Below are 21635 nucleotides of genomic sequence, written 5' to 3' on the forward strand. Positions count from 1 at the left end.
GCCGCTTACTTCTGCAGAGGGCCGAGCCGCTGCAGAATTTTCTCCACCCTCGCCACCTGTTGTTCTGACAGCTCGAACCTGCATTTGACCGCCAACAGACGACGCCGCCAGTAGCCGGCGTCCAGCATCCGTTGCGTCGGCTGTTTCGTTGCCCAATCCAGATGATCCAGTTCTGCTTCCACCACGTGTGAAGCGTTGAAACGCCTTGTGCGCACGTGTTTCGTGTTCATGGTGTTCGCTGCCTTGTTGTTGGTCGTTTGAGTTTGCGCCCCTCCCGAAGCTGGACAGTGTCGTTGCGCCGCATGCGGTGCGATGGGCCGGTCCACGCGACCGTCCGATGATGGTTGTTTTCCGCACTGCATTCCTGCGACACACGGAAAACGAGCCGGCGAACCTACGTTTGAAGTTTTTCTTTACTAGATGGCGCGGTGTTGGCGTTGCGCGTCGCGGTCCTATGCCATCCGGCTAATGTCGCCGGCGCAGTGTTTGCGCTATGCTGGATCGTCGATTACGTCTAAGGGAGCCCGTCATGACGAGCAAGAAGCACACTGCGCCGCCGTCCACCGGAAACCAGCCGGAGCGGGTGCTCGACTCTACGGAAAGCCGCCTCGACGAGGCGCTGGAAGAAAGCTTCCCCGCGAGCGATCCGATTGCCGTCCACGAGAATCACGCGCCTCGTGCGTCGGAGGCGCAACCGCATTCGCCGGGGCAAGCGCAGAAGCCAGGGGAAGAGAAGAAGCGGCGCTAGCGCGCAACGGCAACGCAGTCGCGCGCCACGAACGCATGGCGCGCGCAGGCACAGTGCGCAATTCGCAAGCGCCTTCGGCACGCGCGCCGTGATGACGCCGGCCGACAGATACGCTGATTTATGCCAAGGACAAAGCCGGTCGAGTAACGCCTCGTATGAAAGCAAGCCGAGCGAGCGTATTGAGCATCGCCCACCCGGCTTATCTGGTGCGAGCAGACCGTCAGACGGTCAGCCGCTTCCGCCTCAATGCACCGGCAAGCCGCTTTCAAGCTGCCGCTGCAGTTCGCGCACCTGACGCTGCGCCGCACGCAGTTGCTCCTGCGCGGCAGCCTTTTGCTGCGCGAGCGCCACGGCTTCGGCGCGGGTCTGTTGCTGCTGGTTGGCCACGATCGTCTGCTGCTGGCGCGCAACATCGAGGTCGGCCTGCAGGCGATTCGCACGGTTCTGCGACAGCGCGATCATGCGTTCGGTGAACGCCTTTTGCGCCTCGAGTTGCGTGCGGCGAATTTCCACGTCCGACAGTTGCAGCGTCTGGCGCGCGAAATCGCGGTAGATCATTTCGGCGCGCGCCGCGTCCTGCGTCTTGATGACACGCCAGAAGTTCTTTTGCTGGAAGAGCGCGACGTAGTACGTCATCTCCTTGCCGTGGAACAGCAAGCTCGCGCCGTAGCTGCCGTTGTACGTGGTGCGCAGTTCGCTGAGGTCCGAGCCCTTGATCATCTGCTGCAATTCGGCGACGTTGCCCGCGGCGGATTGCTTCGCTTCGTCCGGCGTGAGCGCGGAAGTCTGAACCTGAGGCTGCGCAGGCTGCGTCGACGGCAGCGCGACTGTCGCACCCGGTTGGGAAACGACGCCGGATGCGCCATTGTTGTCAGACTGAGACTGAGACTGAGGCAAAGACTGAGCCTGTGCGCATGCGCCGTGTGCTACCCCCAACGCCATGATCGCGGCAACGGCGATCTGTCGTAGTTTCGACTTTTGGTCCATGTAATTCCTGCTTCGACAGTTTTTGTTTTAGTTCCCAATCGTCTCATTATTACTCACTTTCGCGGGTTTCGGGCTCTTCGTCGAAAATTTGGTACTTGCGCATTTTCTCCCACAGCACCTTGCGGCTGATGCCCAGATAGAGCGCCGTGTCCTGACGCCGCCAACTGTTGGCGTCGAGTGCGGCGATCACACGGTTGCGCTCCGCCATGTCCCATTTGCTGCGGTCCACCAGCACTTCGGCCGCGCTCTCGGCCGGCACCGGCTGACTGCTGCGGGCAAGCGCGAGCAGACGCTGCAGACGCGCGGCGTCCCATGCGCCGATCTGCCGCACCGTCACACCGATCCGTTCGGCGAGATTGCGCAGTTCGCGCACGTTGCCCGGAAAATACGTATCGGCGACGGCGTCCGCGAGCCAGTACGGCAAATCCGGCAAGCCGGCGAGGCGCTCGGCGCCCACCACATGCGCGATAAACGCCTTGAAGATCGCGATCTTGTCGACGGCGCCCCGCTCTTCCAGCGACGGGATTTTTAGCTCGATCACCGCCAGCCGATAATAGAGGTCCGCGCGAAAAGTGCCGTCCTTCACGAGCTGCGGCAGATGCTTGTTGGTCGCCGCGACGAGCCTGAAGTCGAGCTTGACGGGCGTCGCGGACCCAATGCGCGTGACGGCGCTGTCTTCGAGCACCCGCAACAGCTTGACCTGCTGATAAAGCGGCAAATCGCCGATCTCGTCGAGAAACAGCGTGCCGCCGTCGGCCTGCTCGAAGTAGCCTTTGTGCGCGACCACGGCGCCCGTGAACGAGCCCTTCGAGTGCCCGAAAAACAGCGACTCGAACAGGCCATCCGGAATCGCGCCGCAATTCACCGCGACGAACGGGCCCTTGCCGTAGCGGCTATGTTTTTCGTGCAGCAGTTGCGCGATGCGCTCCTTGCCGACGCCGGTCTCGCCGTGCACCAGCACGCTCGTGTCGCAGTCGGCGAAGGTATCGACTTCGTGCAGCAGCGCCTGCATGCATTCGGAGTTGGCGATGATCGCGTCCGACTCGTGCGTCTTCGCGCTGTGTGCGCGCATTTGCAGCACGAGCTTCGTCACCATGCCGCGCAACTCGGCGCACGTAAAGTCGAGCGGCAGAATGTGCGAATACTCGGCGGGATACATCGACGGATCGTGGTCGCGCGGCGCCGCGCCGACCCACACGACCGGAATGCCGTGAGCGGCCTGCCAGTCGCGCACGATCAGCGCGCCGCTGTCGATCACCGAGACGCTGATGATCGCGAGCGACGGCCGCTGCGCGGTCCGCTCGGGCGAGATCGCGATGTCATCCGCACGGATCACTTCGACGTCGAAGCTCGCCATGCAGCGCGCGACCCGGTCGACGATGTCGGCCTTGCCCTCCCAGACGTAAATATCGAGTTCCTCGATTTTGGTGGTGGTTCTCATGGTCGCCGAATCAATAAACCAGTTGTGCCTGACCGCAGGCAAGTCCGAGGCTGTGAACCGTGCTGACGCCGACCTGCACGCCGAGGAGTTGCAGAAGCGGAACGAGCAGCAGGTCGAGCGAATTCAGTACGGGCGTGAGCGTCCCGGCGAGCGCGCCAACGAGCGGCGCGGCAAGAACGGTGATGTCGAGGCCGAGCGCGCTCGCATGCATCGAGCCCGCGAGCCCGGCCGCGAGCTGGCCCACAAGACCGCTCGTCGCCGAACCGAGCGCGTTGGTGTTGGTGCTCTGAAAGTCGTCGGCATCGCCGGCCACGTTGTTAAAGCGCAGCACGCTCGACTGCGGCTGTATATGAAGGTTGAAGCCGTTCGCCGGCGAACTGCTGCCGACCGTCACGTCGATTACGCCGAGACTCAGCAACGGCACGCTCACTGAAGTCAGCGACGCGGGCGTCGAGCAAGTGGTCGGCACGCTGCTATTGGTCAGGTTGCTGGACGCGTCGCCGCCCACGCACATCGACAGCACGCCTGGCCTGACGTCGATCCCGCTATAGCTCGTCGACTTCTGCGTCGAACACTGCGTGCTTTGCAAGCCGGCGGTGCCGGGCGCGACTTCGAGGTAAATCGGCAGATTGAGAAGGCTCACGTTGACAAGCGAAGGAAATCCCGCCCCGAGCCCGAGCTTGGCGTTGACCAGTTGCACGTTCAGATAAAGCTGCACCGACGCCGAATGCGCGCTCGTCCGATAGCGGCCGTCCGGATAGGTGCCGGCCTCGCCCACCGCGATCACGGGCGGCTTCAGAACCCGCGCTTGCGCCGTGACGTTCGCGACCGGGCTCAGATTGAGCGCGGTGCCCAGGTTCACCGCCGAGCTGCCGTGCGCGATCTCGGCGGCGATCATCAGCGCGTCGAGCGCGTTGATGGTGGCGGACGCGGCCGCCTCCGGGTTCGCCAGACCGATCGCGAGCAAGCCGTTTGCGCTCGTCGTGTCGCCGAGCCGGATCGCCGTCGATCCCGTCGATGCGCTCGCAATCGCGCGCCCAGCGCGCTGGTCGCGCTCGCGCTCGCCACCTTGCTCTGACCGAGCACGGTCGCCATCGCGGTGGCGAGCTGGCTCACCGTCACCTGCGTCTGCAGCAACTGCGACATCGACGCGACGCCCAATGCGGCCGCCAGATCCGCCAGCTTGACCTGCGCGGTGGCGAGCCCCTGATAAGAGCCGACGTCGAGATTCAGGCTGGTGCCGAGCAAGCCGTTCAGCAATCCGTTGAGCAGACCGCCGGAAAGGCTCGCCACCGACGTGCTCAGCGAGAACGAGCTGATGTTGGTCGCCTGCGCGACGGCGCTCGCGCTCAGGTCGCGCGCCTGGCCGATCAGAAACAGAAACGGCACGGGCCGGCTCGCCACCACTTGCACCGCATTGAGCGGCGTGCCCGACGCAACGAAATACGACTGGCCCGCATTGGCCGACGGGTCCCATCGTCCGCAAGTGACCTGGACGGTGCCGTCGGCCGGCAGACCGTTTGCGGTTGCGTTCAGCCGCGCCGTGTTGGCGGCCGCCGCGCAGCCGCCCGCGCTGCCGATCACCTGAGCGCCGGCCGCCGCGGCGAGATCGGCGGTTCGCTGCAAATCGCGGCGCGCGTAATAGAAGTGGCCGATGTCCACGGCGCCGAGCGCGATCACCGCGACGCTCACGAACACCGCCGCCAGCAGCGCGATCGCGCCGCGCTGCCGGCGCGGGGTGAGCGCAAGGGCAGCGCCTGCGCGACGATGCGTGCGCAGCGATCGCAAACGGCGGTGGACGGAATCGGCTGATCGCATATCAGTTCTGCGGCAACTGGCCCGTGAGCCCGCCGCCCTGCCCGCCGCCGCTGCCCTGGTTGAGCGCCGAACCGTACAGATCGGGAATGCGCGATTTGAACGACTGCATGTAGCGCCGATAGGCGAGCCCCGCCTCTTCGCCGAGCATCGGCTGAGGGGCTGCGGCTTGCGCGTTGCTGCGCTGAAGCTCGAGCCATGCTGAAGTCGAATGCCCGACTTCGCTGCTTACGACGGCGGGCTCACCCGCTGCCGCCGACTGAGCGCTCGCGTGCACGGCCGCACCCGCCGCCAGCACGAACACCGACGCGCGCACTGCAAAGCACCACCAGCGCCACCGCATCCCGATTCTTTCGTTATTTTTCACGCTACCCTCCGCGGCCGCGCCGCCTGTTATTGTGCGAACCGTTGCAAGAGACGCGGCGCCGGTTCCATCGTGTTCTGCATGCTCGCGACCGTGCCCGCCGGCGCGTTTCGCGCACTCGACGGAACCGTCATGCCGGTGACGGCAGCGCCCGCATGCGCACCGTCGCGGCTCGCGGCGGCGACTTTCGCCGCATCGCTGCGGATCGCCGCGCGCACGTCGAGCGCGAGCTTCTGCTGGTTCATCAGCGCCTGTGCAGCGGCCGCCTGCCCGTTCGCCAGCAGAAAAAGCGCGACATTGCTGACGACCTTCGGGTTCGTCGAATCGAGTTCCGCCGCCTTCATCAACGGCACGCGCGCGCCAGCGACGTCGCCCGCACGCAGGCGCGCGTAACCGAGGTCGGAGAGCACCGTCGCATCGGTCGGCGCGAGCTGCGCCGCCTGTTGCAACTCGCTCGCCGCGCGGCCGAAGTCGCCCTGTCCGCCCGCGATCAATCCGAGCCCGCGATGCCCGCGCGCCGCCAGCGGCGTCTGTAACAACTGCGCGTAAGCGGCCGCGCTCGCCTCCGGCTGATCGGTCATGCGCAATGCGTCCGCGCGCAACAGGATCGAATCCGGCGTGACGCCGTACTGCTTCTCGAACGCGTCGATATGCGCGAGCGACGCGAAGTAAAGCCCTTGCGACTGCATCCGGTCGATCAGACCCAGGTACATGCCCGGCGTGTCCGGCGCCGGATCGCGATTGGTCCGCTGCAGCATGGCCTGCCGCTCGGCCTGCGGACCGATGCCGTAGCCGGACTGCTGCGACGCGCACGCGCCGAGCAACGCGAGCGCCAACGCGCTGCAAGCGCAGCGCATCGCACGCGCGGAATAGTTCGGTATCTTGATCAATTGCATTGCTGTTTCCTTACCGATGCATCGACTTCAGCGAATGGGACACGGACATCACACCCGGCCCCGCGGTGACGATCATCAGCGCGGGAAGCAGTGTCAGGATCATCACGCCGGTCATCTTCACCGCCATTCGGCCGATCCGTTCGCGCAGCATCGCGCGGCGCGTTTCGCGCAGGCGGTCGCCGAACTGCTTGAGCGGTTCCTGCACTGCGCCGCCGTGGCGGTCCACCTGAATCAGCAGGCGCACCACGGCGCGCAGGTCTTCGTTGTCGAAGCTGGACGCAAGTCGCGACAGCGACTGCTCGCGCGTGCGGCCCGCGGCGAACTGACCTTGCGCGATTTCGAGTTCGCTCGCGAGCACGGGCAAGACGCCGCGAAAATCGTTGACCATCACCTGAAGGCTTTGATCGAGCGAGAGACCGACGCCCTGCAAGAGGCGCAAGAGATCGACGAGCATCGGCAATTCGTCGACGACCGCGCCGCGACGCGCCGCCGCGCGCCGGCGCAACACCAGCTTCGGCGCCATCACGCCGCACATGAACGCGACGATCACGACGAGCACATAACGCGGACCGTCGACATGCGCGTGCGCGATCGGGCCGGCGACGAGCGGCAGCACAATCGCGCCCGCGATCCGCGCCATCAGGAACAGTCCGCGCGCGCGGGCATCGACGAAACCGCACTGTTCGAGAAGCCGCCGGTCCTCCTGCGCGACGACCTGCCGGCCAATCGACGTGTCGAGCCAGCGCGTGCCGGCGTCGGCGCATCGTTCGAGCAGGCCTTTCATGCCGCGTGCGCGCTTGACGTTGGCCGAAGTGCCGCGCGAGGACGATGCGTTGGACGCGTGCGACCCGCTAGCCAGATTAGCCACGCTTGCCACGCTTGCCGCGCTCGATGCGTTCGCAGCACCGCCGCCCTGCGCGGCATTCGCCGCATTGCCCGCCTGCGCCCCACGAGCGCCCGCTGCCGCCGCGCTTTGCAGCGCGCGTCCGTCGAGTGCGTGCGCGAGCGTGCGAGCGCTGCGGCGTGCCGCGGCAAGACGCGCGACCAGCAAGCCGGCAAGCAGCAGCAAGCCCGCGGCGGCGAACGCAAGCGCAAGAGCGAAGAGTTCGTTCGGGCGCATCGTCATGCCTTCAACCGGGCGAGCCGGTAGAGCAGATACGCGCCCGTCAATTGCAGCGCGAACGCGAGATAGAGAATCTGGCGGCCGCCCGGATCGAACCACATGGAGCCGAAATAGCGCGGGTTCGTCAGAATCAGAAAGCCGCCTATGCCGACGGGCAACATGCCAAGCACCCACGACGACAGCCGCGTTTCCGACGACATCGCGACGAGTTCGCGTTCGGCCTGCTCGAGATCGCGCATGAACGACGACATGCGGTCGAGCATGACGTCCGCGCGGCCGCCGTATTTAACGGAGAGCCGCAGCACCGCGCCCACCAGTTCGAGTTCGCGCGCGCCGTACAGCACCGCGACGTGAGACAGCGCGCGGTCGATCTCGACGCCCGATCTGAGCATCCGCGAAACGTGGTCCAGGCATTCGCGCAGCGGCGCCTCGGTGGTTTGCAGCGAGGCCTGGAACGCGGCGGGCACGCTGTTGCCGAGCGTGATCAGACGCACGATGCCGTCGAGAAACGACGGCAGTTGCCGCACGATCGCCTGACGGCGCCGGCTTGCGCGCATCGACGTCACGAAGTAGAGGAACACCGCGCAGCCCAGCAGCGTGATGCCGGCGGCGAGCGGGCCGCCCTGGCTGCCGGCCACGAGACACAAGGTCGCGACGATGGCCGCAACCGCGGCGAGCGACGCGCGCGCGTTGCGCAGTCCGGCGCGGTTGAGCCTCGCGCCGATTGCATAGCGCACGCGTGCGCCCAGATAACGCAGATGCGCGTCCCAGCCCGCGTCGGCGGCCGGCGCTCGCGGCGCGAACGCGACGCCGGGCGCGGCGCGGCGTGCGGAAGCGGACGCAGATCCCGTGGCCGCGCCCGAAGACGAAGACGAAGACGAAGCGCCGCCCGAAGACGATGCGCCACGCGGCGCGCTTGCAGCACCGCTTGCACCCGCTGCGCCCGATGCCATCGCCGCGCCGCTCATCGCGGCAGTCGACGCGACGCTCATCCGGCTGTCGATAAAGCGCTCCGCGCTCGCCTGCTCCTTGCGTTGCGCGCCGCGCTGCAGGACGAGCAGCGCAAGCGCCGCGCACAGCAGCGCGAGCGCGGCAAAGATCAATGCGGCGCTAGACATTGAAGCCGCCGAAACCGCCACCACCGCCGCCATTAAAACCGCCACCGCCGCTACCGCCGAAGCCCACACCCCCGAGCGGCTGACGGAAGCGCGCGAGCTTCGGCGAATGCGGATGAATGCCGAGCGACACCCATTGATCGAGCTCTTCGCCGTCCGCGGACAGCACCGGCTCGTAGCGGTACAACTCCTGCGTCGCGATGATGTTGTCCGACAGGCCCGTCACTTCGGTGATCGACAGAATGCGGCGGCGGCCGTTCGAAAGCCGCCCGATCTGCACGATGAAGTCAATCGCGTTGGCGATCTGACGGCGCAGGCTCGACTCGGTGCCCTGGAAGCCCGCGAAGCCCGCCAGCATTTCGAGCCGGTACAGACACTCGCGCGGCGAGCTTGCGTGAACGGTGCCCATCGAGCCGTCGTGGCCCGTGTTCATCGCCTGGAGCATTTCGAGCACTTCGCCGCCCCGCACTTCGCCGACGATGATGCGGTCCGGGCGCATGCGCAGCGTATTGCGCAGCAGGTCGCGGATCGTCACGACGCCCGCACCGTCGAAGCCGCCCGGACGGCTTTCGAGCCGCACCACATGTGGATGGTTGAGCGACAGTTCGGCCGTGTCCTCGATCGTCACGACACGCTCCGGCTCGGGGATGTGAAAGGCCAGCGCGTTGAGCAGCGACGTCTTGCCCGAACTCGTTCCGCCCGACACCAGCACATTGCAGCGCGCCATGACCGCGGCTTCGAGCAGCGCGCCGATTTCGGGACTGTAAGTGCCGTTGCCGAGCAGATCGTCGGGACGCAGCGGGTCCTTGCGGAATTTGCGGATCGACACGATCGGCCCGTCGATCGACAGCGGCTCGATCACCACGTTGACGCGTCCGCCGTTCGGCAGGCGCGCATCGACCATCGGATTCGATTCGTCCAGACGCCGGCCGATCGGCGCGAGAATGCGCCGCACGATGCGCAGCAAATGCGCGTTGTCGGCGAAACGCACCGGTATCTTCGTGAGGATGCCGTGGCGCGACACGTACACGTCGTTATAGCCGTTGATCAGGATGTCTTCGACGGCCGGATCGTTGAGCAGATCCTCGATCGGTCCGAAGCCCGCGAGCTCCTTGGTCAACGCGTCGGCAATCGCGCGCACCTCGGCCTCGTTGATCGGCACGCGCCGCAGCCGCACGAAGCTGTCCATTTCCAGATCGACGAACTGATTGATCGCGTTGCGCGACCAGCGGCCGAACTCCGAGCCGAGTTCCTCGATACGCGTGAGCAGATGTTCGTGCGCGGCGTTCTTGATGTCCTGGAACTGCTGGCTTTGCGCAAACGACGGCGCGTTGTCGGCGAATTCGATTTCTTTTGCCATCGTCTATGACCGTCTGGAAGAAGTTGGGATGAAGCGTTTGAGCGCGCCCAACGCGAACTTGCCGCGCGCCGGCGCGCTCGTGTGTGCCGGGCCCGCGAGCCGCTCGATCAGCGGCTCGAGCGCGCGCACGTACGGGTCGCGCGCGGCGGCATCGGCGAGCAGCAAGCCCTGGTTCGCCGTCTGCCCGAGCGCCACGCGGCGATCGGGCAAGCTCGCGACGAGCGGAATCTCGAGACGCTCCGCGATCTGCGCGGCGCCGAGGCCGAGATCCGGGTCGAACTTGTTCACGATCAGCCTGACGTTGGTCGTGTCCGTGCCCGCATCGCGCAATGCCTCCAGCACGCCGACCGCCGATACGATCGACGCCACGCCCTGATCGCAGACGAGCCACGCTTCGTCGGAAGCACGCACCACGTGCGCGATGAATTCGATGTTCGAGAAGCCGCCGAGGTCGATGATCTGCTGGTCGAAAAACGCGCGCAGCCGGTTCAGGAGACTGATCGACGACGAATAGGAAATCTCGCGCATGTCGGCGAGATTCGGCGGCAGCGTGGTGAATGCGAGGCCGCTCGTGTGATGCGAAAGCGCCGTGTGCACGAAGGTCTGATCGAAGCGCCGCAGATTGCGCACGGCTTCGACGAAATGAAAGTCGCTGCGGGTGTTGAGCATCAGCAGGCCGTCGCCGGCGGGCAAGCCGAGATCGAGCAAGGCCGCCTGCCTGCCCTGCTGCGCGTCGCGCCGTTGCAGCATGACCGCGAGATTGGTCGCGAGCGTGCTCACGCCCATGCCGACGCGCGCGCCGAGCAGCGCCGTCACGCGGCCATGCCGGCTCACCGGTTCGACCAGGTTGTCGAGCACCTGCTGCGTAATGCGCAGCGCGTCGGCGGCGGGCGCGGTCAGATCGATGAAGTCGCGCACGCCCGCGCGCAACGCAGCCAGCGCGCTCTCCGGCTCGGCGAGCGAACCGATCGCGACGATCTGGAGCCCCGGATACTGCGCGCGCACCGCGTTCGTCGCCGCGCTCGCCGCCGCGCCGCGTCCGCCCGAAAAGTCGACGAATACGAGCGACGGGTTGAGCGTCGCGATACGCTGCGTAAGAATCGACGGATCGAGCGTGACCGCCTCGACCGCGCCCGCGGCAAGCAAGGTCTCCGAGAGCCAGTGCACATGTTCGTCGGCGAGCGACGCAAACATGAAATAGTCGGTGACGGCCCGGTCAGTCAACGAGTGCGTTCTTGCGTTCATCGTGCCCATCCTCTTGCGGCATCGGCGCAACGACGCGTGCCTTTGCCTTTCGTTGCCCGCCGCAGCCTAACTGCGGCAGACGCGCGCCGATCTTGCAGCGGCAAGCCGTGCGCGCCGTGCGCCGCGAACTGCCGCCTGGCCGCGCGCGTTCATTTCGAAAATCCCGGCGCCGCGTCGCGCGCCGCCACGCCGCCGATCAGCGAGCGCCACACCGGCGCGTTGCGCTGCTCCGACTGCTCGCCCGGCGTGGCCGGCAAGGTCGCGCCTTTCGCGAGCGGCGACACCAGATGCGGCGTGACGATGATCACCAGTTCCTTGTCGTTCTGCTGATAGTTGAGCTGCTTGAAGAACGCGCCGATCACGGGCAGGTCGCCAAGCAGCGGCACCTTGGCCACGTTCGAAATCGTTTCGCGATCGATCAGCCCGCCGATCACGAAGCTCTCGCCGTCGCCGAGTTCGACCGTGGTGTCGGTGCGGCGCGTGGTGATCGCGGGCACCGATACGCCGCTGATCGTGACCGCGTTCGCGAAGTCGAGCTGGCTCGCTTCGGGCGCGACCTTGAGCGCGATGCGCTGCGGGCTCAACACAGTCGGCGTGAGCGTGAGACCGACGCCGTACGGCTTGTATTCGATCGACGTCGTGCCGAGACCTTGCGGAATCGGCACCGGAATTTCGCCGCCGGCAAGAAAGCTCGCGCTCTGACCGGACAGCGCGACGAGCGTCGGCTCGGCCAGAATCCGCGCGAGGTTGTTGCTTTCCATCAGGCTCAGGTCGGCGAACAGGCCGTGCGTGGCCGAGTTGAACACGAGATTGAACGCCGACGAAATCGGCGCGACCGAACTGAACGACGGCGTGGAGCCGTAGGTCGCCGAGGTCAGCGCCGACGGCGCGAAGGAGCCGAACGTGAAGCCGTTGTTCTGCTTGAGAATGTTCAGGCCGACCTGCTTGAGGACCGTGCGGCTGAACTCCACCACGCGCACGTCGACCTGGACGACCGAGCGGGTCGCGATTGTCGAGGTGTCGTAGATTTGCGCGCTGTTTGAGGCGCTGTTTGCGGCGCTGTTTGCGCTGCCGTTTGGTCCGCCGTTTGCACCGCTTTTTGCTCCGTTCACAGCGCCGATGCCGCCCGCGCCGCCCAGCGCCGCGCGCTGATGTGCCTCGATCTCGGCGGCGGCTGCTGCGCGGTGATGCGCTTCCATCGTCGGCGCGGCGCCCGTGATCAGTGCGGTGTCGCCGAGCACCTTCACGGACGGCGTGCCGGGCCCGAGCAAACTTTTCGCGGCCGGCGAACTCACGTTCACGACGTACGACAACGGCGCGTCCTTGCCCTGCTCCCACAACATGACGTTCGTCGTGCCCGGCGATTTGCCTATCAGCAGCACGCCGCCCGTTTTGTCGCCCTTGATGATGAGCACGTCCGCGACGCTCGGATCGCCGATCGCAACGCGCCGCAGCGTATGGCCGCCCGCAAGCGACTGCTGCGAGCCGACCGCGATGTCGAGCTGCTCCGCGCCGCCCGCTGCAAAACTCGCGGACGACATCGCCATCGACGAGCCGCACAGCAGCGCCGTTAATCCGTACCCGAAAATGCGTTTGTTCATTTTTTTATGGACGCGCGTGGCCGCGCGGCTCCCTGAAACCGCTATCGGGCGACCGTCTCGGCGCGCCCACCCCGTATCACTTCGATGACGCCGCCCGCGCTTCCCGCATGATTCACGACGCGCGTGACGGGCGGCGCTGCATGCGGTGCGGCCGGCGTGCGTGGCGCGGCATTGCCCGCGCCGCCCGACAGCGCGTCGAGCGAGACGCCGGCGGCCGCGCGCGTTAAATCGCCGGACGGCGCGGCGTCGCCCGCTCGCGTCGCTGTCTTCAACACCGCGGGCAGCGGCGCGAAGGCGGCGGCGTCGATTACTTCGGCATCCTTGGGATTGCGCAGCGCGAACACGAGCCGCCCCGAACTTTCGGCGAGCGTCAGACGGTCGACATCGGCAACCGGCACCGCGAGAACCGCTGTCCTGACCATGCCGTTCGGATCGCCGGACGTGTCGCCGGCAGCCGTCGCGTTGCCGAACGCGAGCACGCGCACCTTCGACATCAACAGACGCGCCTGGGTACGCTCGATCTCGCCGCCGCTGCCCATATTGCCGTCGCGCTTGAGCGTGAAGAACACGTCGACGAAATTGCCGGGCCGCAAGCGGTTGCCGACCGCATTCGATTCCTCGACGCGCACCGCGACCGCGCGCTCGCCCGGCTCGATCCGCTCGGCGAGACCGGACGACAGTTGCTCCTCGAGCACCGGCGAGTCCGCGCCGATGTCGGCGGCGGGCACGCGCCCCGCGACCAGCGAAGGATCGGCGAACGCGCCGTTGGGGTTGATCGGCAACGGCTGAACACGCAGCGCATCGGCGCCGATCGGCTTGCCCGCGGGCAGCACGCGCATCGCCACCACCACCGGAAACACCGTTTGCTTGACGGACGCGACCGGCGCGGGCGCGGGCCGGCGCAGCAACATCACGGCGAATACGCCGAGCAACAGCGCGACGGCAATCAGCGCGCCGGCAACGATGCGGGTCAGCTTCAGCATGGCCGGGCGCGCCATGAATCGCGCGAGGCCATGCGGCCGTCATGCGCGGACGAGCGAGCCGGAGTCGACGGAATCGGAGCGTGTGCGTCAGTCAAAGTATGTTCACCGGATTGAGTTGCACCGTGGCGGTACTGGTCAGGTTGTCGGGCAGCACGAGCCCGAGCAGAGGCAGGTTCGGCACGAGCGGATGCGCCGCGTAGTTGTAGGTCAGGGTCACGGCAATGCAGGTCATGGCCGGCTGGTAGCTGCATGCGGCGGGCACGGTCTGGCATGCGGCGGTGCTGATCATCTGCGCGACCATGTTTGTGGCGGTCGTGCACGCGGCTGCGGCGCGCAGATTGATGGCGGCGGGGACGTCGTTCGCTTTCTGATAGTTCAGCGCGGCGCGCGCGCCCTCCTCGCTTGCCAGCGTGAGACTCTGCTGCGCGACGAAGATCAGACTGAAGGTCACGATCGCATAGAACACGCAGAAGAAGAGCGGGAACACGAGCGCGAATTCGATCGCGGTAGCGCCGCGCTGGGAACGGCGGGGGTGTGTGTTGCGTGCGTGTGCGTTGCGTGCGGGGACGCGCGGCGCGGCGTCGATACCGTTGGCGGGTATCGAGGCCAGTCTCGAGGCGGGTCTCGAATCGGCCTGCCTGCCGCGTTGCGGACGCGCGATCATCGGGCGCCTCCTACAACGAGTTGCGCGGCGAGCCATACCATCAACGGCACGGTGAGGCATGTGGCGAACGGCGTCGAGCGCCGGCCGGCCAGCTCGAAGGTAGGCGCCCGGCGTTGCAGCAGCGCGGCCACGCGCGTGCGCGTCGCGACGAGCACCCACAGCGCATGCAGCCCGGCGGCGACGCTCGCCACCGCCCACAGCCCGAGCAGCGCATGAACGCCGCACCACGCGCCAAGCACCGCGAACACCTTGACGTCCGCGGCGCCCATCACACCGAGCGCGAAAAACGGCAACAGGGCGATGAGGCCGACGGCGGCGCCGGCCGCGGCCTGAGCGGCGGAAATACCGAACGGAGAAATGTTAAATAGAGCGCACAAAACCGCCGTTATTAAACCGACAACGACAAGCGCATTGGAAATATGCCGGCTGCGGTAATCGCAAATGGCGACGCACGCACACCAGAGCATGAATACGAGAAGCGCGAAGGATACTTGCATATTAGAACTCGACAGACGCATCAATTCACCCGGATTGCAATCGCAATCCGGGTGCGCCTATCAGGCAAGATCCCGGCAGGAATAAGAACGTAAAACGTTAAATTAATAATGCCTTACGCCGTGCTTGCCGAGACCCCATTGCTTTATTTGCTAATGAGGCAAAAGCCCGGCGATCGTCTGGAATGCCGTATTGAGCTGCGTGCCCAGACCCTGCACTGTCGAACCGATAACGACGACGATCAGACCTGCGATCAGACCATATTCCAGCGCTGTTACGCCCCGGTTATCTCTCAGGAAGCTTGCGGTGAACTTTTTCATTGTTACCCTCGATTTTCGATTTATTCGTCATTCTGTGTGCCGCGTGTTGCAGCCAGGTCCAGCACGCACTGCACCGTTGGTCTCTCGTTCCGGTGCGCGTTGCTACCGTGCAGCATCTGAGCGTTGCGGCCGCCCCCAATAAAACGGATGTGCATGAGCTGTCTGTTCGATAACCCACCTCCCTCGTGAATCCGTCCGGCTTTTGGGCTTTATAGCTGAACAATCTTTTTTAAGCAATTCTCGTGTGCCCGCACGGATGATTGCCCGTTGGTTCTTCCCGTACACATAGGTTAACGGCTGTTCGTGCGTTGCAGCACATAGTATTAACCATAATTTTGAATCGGTGCACTAATTAACTATTTGAAAGGATGTTTCAAGCGGAACACGCCGCGATATGCGCTCGCGTTACGGCGAATTCCGTAACGGCGTCCCCGGCCCGTTACGTTACGCCGCTATCGCCAATGCGCCGCGGCGCCTTTTTCCCATGCATTTTCTGATTTAGCGCTTGCTCCATCGAATTCGGCAACGCCTTATTCGATAAGGCATTGCGACGCCCATTCGAAAATCTTCGCTATTGGTCAGTCGAAATGGCATGGGTCGTGCAGAGAGAGCCCGCAGCAGGACCACACACAACACATGCGATGCGAGGGCGACATGAACATTCAAACAATCGGCACGAACCACACGACCAACCTCAACGGAACAATCCGGATCACGAAGGCGGCGAACGTCGTCACGTTGCGCACCACGCTGATCGCGGCCGGCGTGGCGGCGCTGCTTTCGCTCGGCGCGTGCGGAGGCTCGGGAAGCCTCAGCTCGGGCACCGGCAGCAACGGCAGCGGTTCGGCAGGCGGTACGCTGTCGACCGGGAGCGGCAGCGGCTCGATGGGCTCGGCCGGTTCGGGTAGCGGCGGTTCGGGCGGCCAATCTAATACAAACACCAGCACGAATACGAATACCGATCCGAACACGCACACCGATCCCGGCACCGACCCGAGCACGACGCCGGTCGCGAATGCGATCGGCACCGTGGTCGGCAACTCGGGCGGCGTGATCGGCGACGTCGGCTCGACGGTCTCGGGCGTCGGCACGGTAATCGGCTCACAGACGCTGCCGGGCGTGAGCCCGCAGACCACCCAGGCCGCAGGCGGCATCGTCAACGAAGTCGGCGCTGCCGTCTCCACGCTCGGCGGCGGCGTCACGCAGGGGCTCGGCCAGCTCGGCACAGGCGGCAACGCGGTCGGGACCACGGTGTCGAGCCTTGGCGGCGTCGTCGGACATGCCGGCGGCGCGGTGACGGAAACCGGCAAGCTCGTGACGAGCCTCGGCAGCGGCCCGCTCGCTCCGTTGTCGGCACTCACGACGCCGCTGGGCGGCGCGGTCGGCACGCTGGGCGGCGCGGTCACGAACGGCGGCAGCGTGCTCGGCACGGCGCTGTCGACCGGTCCGGTGCAGCAGGTCACGCAGACGCTGAGCACGGCGATTACGCCGATCACGTCGATGGTGGCATCGACGACACAGACCGTCGGCAACACGACGGGTCTCGGCGCGCCCGTCAACACACTGCTGTCGACGCTCGGCGGCGGGCTCGGCCACGCCGGCGTACTGCTCGGCGCGAGCGGCGGCAATCCCGTGACGACCGCGCTCGGACGCACGGTGACGGATACGGGCGCGACGGTCGCGTCGGTTGGCGGTCTTTTGACGGGGGGAACGGGCGGCAACCCGCTCGCGCCGCTGACGGGGGCGCTTGGTGGGTTGGGTGGCTTGACGGGGGGAACCGGTAGCGGGCCGCTTGCGCCGCTGACGAGTGCACTTGGTGGGCTTACTGGCGGAACGGCTAGTGGGCCGCTGGCTCCGGTTACCGGCGTGCTTGGCGGGTTGACGGGTGGCACTAGCGGCGGGCCACTTGCGCCGGTTACCGGTGTTCTCGGCGGCTTGACGGGCGGCGCTGGCAGCGGGCCGCTTGCGCCAGTTGCCGGCGTACTCGGCGGCCTGACGGGTGGAACGGGTAGCGGGCCTCTTGCGCCAGTTACCGGTGTGCTCGGCGGCCTGACGGGCGGAACGGGTAGCGGGCCGCTCGCCCCTGTTGCCGGCCTGGTCGGCGGCCTGACGGGCGCGGTCGGCGGCGCATCGGGCGGCACCAACGCGCTTGCGCCCGTGACCGGCATTCTCTCCAGTGTGACGGGCGGACTCAGCGGCGCTGCCGGCGGCGGCGCCACCAGCAGCCCGCTTGCACCCGTCACCGGCTTGCTGTCGACCGTGACCGGCGCCATCGGCAGCGCCACTGCGCCTGCAGCGGCAACGTCGAGCGCGCCGGGCGCCGCGCCCGCGAGCGTGTCGCTCACGGCGACCTCGGGTAATGCGACCACGAACAATCCGCTCGCGCCCGTGACCTCGCTGGTGGGCGGTCTGCTCGGCGGATTGTCGAAGAAGTAAGAAGCGCAACCGCTCGCGCGTCGCCGCGCGCTCAGTGCGGCTGGCGCGGCACGCGCCGGGCGGCGACTAACGCGAGATGAACCTGCAATCGACGCACATCCGCACAAGCTCGCCTGCGGCACGGACAGCGATGTTCAACGGCGGCCTTCGCGCCCGCTTTGAATGCAGTTTCACGGGTTTGGGCACAGCGTCGAACACGGCTTCAGATACGGCTTTGAGCACGCTTCCAACCGGGCTCGACACACGGCTTCGAATGCAGCTTCGAACACGGCTTCGAACCCGGCCTTAAACACCACGCGCCGCCACCCACCACACAAACGGCACGTTCCAGCAGCAAACACGATCGCCAGAAAAGGCATTGAGGAGCACACATGTCCACGCACCGCCTGTTTAACCGCCGCCCCGCCGCGAGCGCCTTTCTGTCGCTGCGCACTCCGTTGATCGCGGTGGCCGTCGCCGGCCTGCTCGCCGCGTGCGGCGGCAGCACCGTCAACTCGCCGCCGACAGCGAGCACCGGCACCGGCGGCGGCTCCGGATCGACGGGCGGCGGAGGCACCACGACGACCACGACCGGGACTTCCGGCGCCGTTACCGGCGCGGCCAAGACGACCAACGACCTGGGCGCGTTGATCGCCGCGCAGACGATTCCCGGCCTCAGCCCGCAAGTCACGCAAGGCCTCGGCAACGCCGTGTCGGGCACGAGCGCCACGCTGAACTCGCTTGCCAATGCGGTGACGAGCGGCGTCGGCCAGATCGGCGCGACGCCGAACCCGGTCGGCGCGACCGTCGCGGGCCTCGGCTCCGTGGTGAGTTCGACGAGCGGTGTCGTGCAAGGACTGAGCACCGCCGTCGACGGCCTGGGCAGCGGTAATCTCGCGCCGCTGTCGCCGGTGACGACGCCGCTGGCCGGCGCGCTCTCGACCACCGCAACGGCGCTCAACGCGGGCGGCGCGACGCTCGGCAATACGCTCGGCTCCGTGCCCGTCCAGCAGGTCACGCAGCCGCTCAGCACCGCGATCACGCCGATCGTCACGACCGCGGGTCTCGTCACCCAGGCGGCCGGCACGCAGACGGGCCTGGGCGCGCCGGTCGGCGGTCTGCTGGCTCAGGTGGGCGGCGCGCTCAGCTCGGCCGGCTCGCAGATCGGCGCGGCGAGCGGCAATCCGGTCGGCGCGGATGCGGGCGCGCTGGTCGCCTCGCTCGGCAACACGGTGACGAACGCCGGCGGCCTCGTCAATCCGAACGGCCCGAACGGCGCACTGCCGATTCCTGGCCTGATTACGAGCCTCGTCGGCAACACGAATCTGAGCGTGGCCAACGGACCGCCGTCGAACAGCAGCCCGTTGAGCCCGCTGCAAAGCGTGCTGGCCAGTCTCGGTCTGGGCGGCAATCCGCTCGGCTCGGTGTCGACGCTGCTCGGAGGCACGCCTCTCGCCGGCCTCGGCTCCGGCCTGAGCGGCGCACCGCTCGGCTCGCTGACATCGACGCTCGGCGGCACGGGCAGCGCAGCGAGCCCGCTGTCGTCGCTGTCCTCGCTGGGCGGCGCGCTGTCCGGCGTTGCAGGCGGTACGGCAAGCGGTTCCGGCGGCGGCGCTCAGGCGCTCGGGCCCGTGACGGCTCTCGTCGGGCAACTTACCGGCACATTGAGCGGCGCGGCGGGCTCGACGGCTTCCGGCGGTTCCGCTGGCGCGTCGGGCAATCCGGCGAGCGGACTGACGACGCTGGTCGGCGGCCTCCTGCCGGTTAATCGTAAGTAGTCCGCATAAGCGGTGCTGAGGCGCGGATGCGGCGCGCGTGGCATCGGCCGGAACACTCCACGGTTCCCGCCGATGCCGCTCGCAAAGACAGTGAGACTCATCGCGCGACGCCTGCTGAAACGAACACGCTTCGATTGTGCGGCTGCGAGGCTCGCCGTCGATGCCCGCGACACTCCGCGCGATGGGCGCTGCATTCAAGCTTCGTGCACTGCATGACGTAATACATGGTGGGACGGCAAAGTTCGTCCGGCCATACATAAGCGGGCGCCGTCAGGCGGCAAGGCCATGCCGCGCATCGACAGGCGCCCGTAAAACAAGATGGCATACGAGGACAATCCGATGAAACTCGGGTACGGCAGCACCTGGACCTTCGTGCTCGCGGCGCTCGCCGCGAGTGCATGGCAAGCACCGGCGCACGCGCAATCGCGCCCGGCACCGACGGCAGGCGGTAGTACGCTGGGCGGCAATCCGCTCGACTCCCTCCCCCAGATCAAGGCGCCCGACAAAGGCCCGAACGTGACCGTGCAGGTCGCGCCCCAGGCGCCTCAACTCCAGGAACTGCTCGCGCGCCATCTCACGCCGACGCGCGTGCAGGTCGAAGGCGTCAAGTCCATTCCGTTCGACGACGTCGCGCAGCGCTTCACGCCGCTCGTCGGCAAGGACACGACCATCGGCGATCTGATCCAGGTGGCCAATGGCGTGACCAAGCTCTACCAGGACCGCGGCTTCGCGCTCTCGTTCGCATTCATCCCCGCGCAGACATTCGACGACGGCGTCGTGCGCGTGACCGTCGTGGAAGGCTACGTGTCCGCCGTCAAGGTGACCGGCAGGGCCGGCGCCGTGGAAGACCGGATTCGCGCGATCGCCGATCACATCACCGCCGACCGGCCGCTGCGGCGCGCGACCTTCGAGCGCTACATCAACGTGCTCGGACTGTTGCCCGGCGTGAAGGTCGCGGCCAACGTGCCACCGCCGCAAAACACCGACGGCGCGACCACGCTCGCGCTCAACGTGGAGCGCAAGCCTTTCGACGTCAGTACGGGCATCGACTTCAATCATCCCGGCGTGCAAGGTCTGCTGACCGCGACCGAGAACGGCCTCACCGCGCTCGGCGAGCAACTGAGCGTGTCGGCGCTGCTGCCGAAAGGCCGCGACAACGTCACCTATCTGGCCGCGCATGCCGCCGTGCCGATCGGCAGCAACGGCCTGATTTCGAAGCTCGACGCGTCGCACTATCGCGGCAATCCGGTCAACAATCCGGGTTTGCCGTCGTATGTGGAGCGCACGGTCATCAACGACAAGATCGGCGGCTCGCTCGCGTATCCGCTTCTGCTGAGCAATACGCAAAGCGTGATCGGCACGGCTTCCGTCTACGCGTCGCGCAACGAGGACCGCTATCACAATCAGGTGAACGGCGCGCAGATCGGTCTGCGCTCGCAAGTGCGCGTAATGCAGTTGCAAGCCGATTACGCGAGCGTCGGAACCGGCCAGGTGCGCCGCGCGAGCATCAACGTGGCGAAGGCGTTCGACATTCTCGGCGCGTCGAAATCGGGCGATTCGAACGTGCCCGGCACCAGCATCAACAATCCAGCTTCGATCAATTTCGTGCGCACAGGTGCGAGCTTTTCGCAAACCAACGAGTGGCCGCTGAAGATCGGCACGGCGATTTCGCTGACGGGGCAGTACAGTGCGGTGTCGCTGCCCACGTCCGAGCAGATCGCCTTCGGCGCGCAGCGTTTTGCGCAGGGCTATCAGCCGGGCGAAGCGTCGGGCGATTCGGGTTGGGGCGCCATGTTCGAGATCAACCGTGCGTTCACGCCGGGCTTCACTTATCTGCGCACGTTCACGCCCTACGTTTCGTTCGACATGGCGCGCGTCTATCTGCACGCGGGCACGCCGTCGCCGTCGCGGCTTGCGTCGATTGCGTTCGGCTTTCGCATCAGCGACGCGAAGTATTACAGCCTCGATCTTTCCGTGGCGAAGGCGGTCGGCGATGCTCCAGTGGAAAGCGCGTCGCGCAGTCCGCGCATCAATGCGACGTTCTCGTATCAGCTCAATTGAGCGGCGAGTGCCCTGCTCCGATTAGAGGTTCCACTATCAAACCGTGCGCGCACTTTCGCGCGCACATCACGTATTCTGCATCGATCGCATCAAGCGGCCGCGCCAGAGCCGCCAGCCGAGCCCCGTGTGCGGCGCGCGTCGGGAGAACCTAAAGGCATCACGCGGCATCACCGGGCATCACGCGGCATCACGCGGCTCGCGCCTCACGCGATGCCAATAACGCT

The 21635-nt window shown here is 66.5% G+C and carries 20 protein-coding genes; 4 read left to right on the forward strand and 16 right to left on the reverse strand.

The annotated features are described in order from the left end of the window. Nucleotides 1-5: 5 nt before the first annotated feature. Entirely contained in the window at nt 6-230 is a 225-nt protein-coding gene (locus ABIE53_RS11895; RefSeq protein ID WP_053858217.1) for a hypothetical protein, read from the reverse strand. Nucleotides 231-529: 299 nt separating this feature from the next. Here ABIE53_RS11895 and ABIE53_RS11900 point away from each other — a divergent pair, with 299 nt between their 5' ends. Next, nucleotides 530-748 carry a hypothetical protein gene (locus tag ABIE53_RS11900; protein ID WP_053858218.1) on the forward strand — a complete coding sequence of 73 codons (219 nt, stop codon included), beginning with the start codon at nt 530-532 and terminating at the stop codon, nt 746-748. 243 nt (nt 749-991) lie between these two features. On the opposite strand, the gene ABIE53_RS11905 is transcribed toward ABIE53_RS11900, so the two are convergent. The 15 genes from ABIE53_RS11905 to ABIE53_RS11975 form a co-directional block, all read right to left on the reverse strand. Beyond that, a complete protein-coding gene (locus ABIE53_RS11905; protein ID WP_053858219.1) occupies nt 992-1735 on the reverse strand; it encodes a DUF2968 domain-containing protein in 744 nt (247 codons plus the stop codon). A 49-nt stretch (nt 1736-1784) separates the two neighbouring features. After that, the gene (locus ABIE53_RS11910; protein ID WP_107706726.1) at nt 1785-3176 is read right to left on the reverse strand and encodes a sigma 54-interacting transcriptional regulator; all 1392 of its coding nucleotides are present in this window, start codon (nt 3174-3176) and stop codon (nt 1785-1787) included. Between the two features lie 10 nt (nt 3177-3186). Next, on the reverse strand, nt 3187-4143 hold the full coding sequence (locus ABIE53_RS11915) for a Tad domain-containing protein (RefSeq protein WP_376915210.1): 957 nt from the start codon (nt 4141-4143) through the stop codon (nt 3187-3189). Next, nucleotides 4074-4994, reverse strand: coding sequence for a TadG family pilus assembly protein (locus ABIE53_RS11920; RefSeq protein ID WP_376915212.1), 921 nt, complete (start codon nt 4992-4994; stop codon nt 4074-4076). Before ABIE53_RS11920 ends, ABIE53_RS11915 begins: the two co-directional genes overlap by 70 nt. A gap of 1 nt (nt 4995) precedes the next feature. Continuing rightward, the gene (locus ABIE53_RS11925) at nt 4996-5358 is read right to left on the reverse strand and encodes a DUF3613 domain-containing protein (RefSeq protein WP_107706724.1); all 363 of its coding nucleotides are present in this window, start codon (nt 5356-5358) and stop codon (nt 4996-4998) included. A gap of 26 nt (nt 5359-5384) precedes the next feature. Then, the gene (locus tag ABIE53_RS11930) at nt 5385-6212 is read right to left on the reverse strand and encodes a tetratricopeptide repeat protein (protein WP_244231003.1); all 828 of its coding nucleotides are present in this window, start codon (nt 6210-6212) and stop codon (nt 5385-5387) included. Between the two features lie 49 nt (nt 6213-6261). Continuing rightward, complete coding sequence (locus tag ABIE53_RS11935) at nt 6262-7371, reverse strand: type II secretion system F family protein (RefSeq protein ID WP_107706722.1); 1110 nt, start codon at nt 7369-7371, stop codon at nt 6262-6264. 2 nt (nt 7372-7373) lie between these two features. Further along, complete coding sequence (locus ABIE53_RS11940) at nt 7374-8492, reverse strand: type II secretion system F family protein (protein ID WP_107706824.1); 1119 nt, start codon at nt 8490-8492, stop codon at nt 7374-7376. Beyond that, complete coding sequence (locus tag ABIE53_RS11945) at nt 8485-9849, reverse strand: TadA family conjugal transfer-associated ATPase (RefSeq protein WP_114156170.1); 1365 nt, start codon at nt 9847-9849, stop codon at nt 8485-8487. The genes ABIE53_RS11940 and ABIE53_RS11945 overlap by 8 nt, the downstream gene beginning before the upstream one ends. Before the next feature lie 3 nt (nt 9850-9852). Beyond that, entirely contained in the window at nt 9853-11094 is a 1242-nt protein-coding gene (locus ABIE53_RS11950; RefSeq protein WP_053859039.1) for a fimbrial protein, read from the reverse strand. Nucleotides 11095-11243: 149 nt separating this feature from the next. Continuing rightward, nucleotides 11244-12695: a type II and III secretion system protein family protein gene (locus ABIE53_RS11955; RefSeq protein WP_107706720.1), complete on the reverse strand. Its 1452-nt coding sequence runs from the start codon at nt 12693-12695 to the stop codon at nt 11244-11246. A 41-nt stretch (nt 12696-12736) separates the two neighbouring features. Continuing rightward, entirely contained in the window at nt 12737-13678 is a 942-nt protein-coding gene (gene cpaB / locus ABIE53_RS11960) for a Flp pilus assembly protein CpaB (protein WP_107706823.1), read from the reverse strand. Between the two features lie 91 nt (nt 13679-13769). After that, complete coding sequence (locus ABIE53_RS11965; RefSeq protein ID WP_107706719.1) at nt 13770-14342, reverse strand: TadE/TadG family type IV pilus assembly protein; 573 nt, start codon at nt 14340-14342, stop codon at nt 13770-13772. Continuing rightward, nucleotides 14339-14839: an A24 family peptidase gene (locus ABIE53_RS11970; RefSeq protein ID WP_053858227.1), complete on the reverse strand. Its 501-nt coding sequence runs from the start codon at nt 14837-14839 to the stop codon at nt 14339-14341. The genes ABIE53_RS11965 and ABIE53_RS11970 overlap by 4 nt, the downstream gene beginning before the upstream one ends. Before the next feature lie 150 nt (nt 14840-14989). Next, nucleotides 14990-15157, reverse strand: a complete 168-nt coding sequence (locus ABIE53_RS11975) for a Flp family type IVb pilin (protein WP_006053275.1) — start codon at nt 15155-15157, stop codon at nt 14990-14992. Between the two features lie 654 nt (nt 15158-15811). On the opposite strand from ABIE53_RS11975, the gene ABIE53_RS11980 reads away from it, so the two are divergent. The 3 genes from ABIE53_RS11980 to ABIE53_RS11990 all read left to right on the forward strand — a co-directional run bounded on the left by ABIE53_RS11980 (nt 15812) and on the right by ABIE53_RS11990 (nt 21411). Beyond that, a complete protein-coding gene (locus ABIE53_RS11980) occupies nt 15812-17593 on the forward strand; it encodes a collagen-like triple helix repeat-containing protein (protein ID WP_107706718.1) in 1782 nt (593 codons plus the stop codon). A 371-nt stretch (nt 17594-17964) separates the two neighbouring features. Beyond that, a complete protein-coding gene (locus ABIE53_RS11985; protein WP_107706717.1) occupies nt 17965-19350 on the forward strand; it encodes a collagen-like triple helix repeat-containing protein in 1386 nt (461 codons plus the stop codon). Nucleotides 19351-19689: 339 nt separating this feature from the next. Continuing rightward, a complete protein-coding gene (locus tag ABIE53_RS11990) occupies nt 19690-21411 on the forward strand; it encodes a ShlB/FhaC/HecB family hemolysin secretion/activation protein (RefSeq protein WP_107706822.1) in 1722 nt (573 codons plus the stop codon). Nucleotides 21412-21635: the final 224 nt, after the last annotated feature.

The sequence above is a fragment of the Paraburkholderia sp. OAS925 genome (genome assembly GCF_040543975.1).
In the GTDB taxonomy this organism is placed as follows: Bacteria; Pseudomonadota; Gammaproteobacteria; order Burkholderiales; family Burkholderiaceae; genus Paraburkholderia; species Paraburkholderia graminis.